Annotated in this window: 1 pseudogene; it reads right to left on the bottom strand. The window is 61.5% G+C overall.

Features of this window, described 5'->3' with window-relative positions:
- Window positions 1-358: pseudogene (locus SB751_RS28650) on the bottom strand (hypothetical protein); the annotation flags it as partial.

Below are 358 nucleotides of genomic sequence, written 5' to 3' on the forward strand. Positions count from 1 at the left end.
GTTGATGAACTCGATCCGCGCGTTGGTCCAGGCCGGGTCATACAATTGCACGCTGACGCCGCTGTATTTCAGCACCGCCTGCGTCATGTCGGTCGAGCAACCCATGCCGGGGTTGGTGCTCGGCTTCTGGCACCACTCCAGGTTCAGCTGGTTGGGAAAGTTCGACTGCTTGCCGTATTTCTGCACCACGGCCTGCGCCATGGCGTCCTTGTTGGCCGGCGTCCACGGCATTTCGTAGCGGACCTGGGACACCGCCAGCGGCCGCTGCTTGTCGACCGGCACGCGCGGCTCGAAATGCACCACCAGCCGAACGCCATCTTTTTCGTAGCTGAAATTCTGCGGCTGCTTGGTATTGGTG

Origin of the sequence: Cupriavidus sp. SIMBA_020 (assembly GCF_046535395.1) — a bacterium.
Lineage (GTDB): Bacteria > Pseudomonadota > Gammaproteobacteria > Burkholderiales > Burkholderiaceae > Cupriavidus > Cupriavidus campinensis.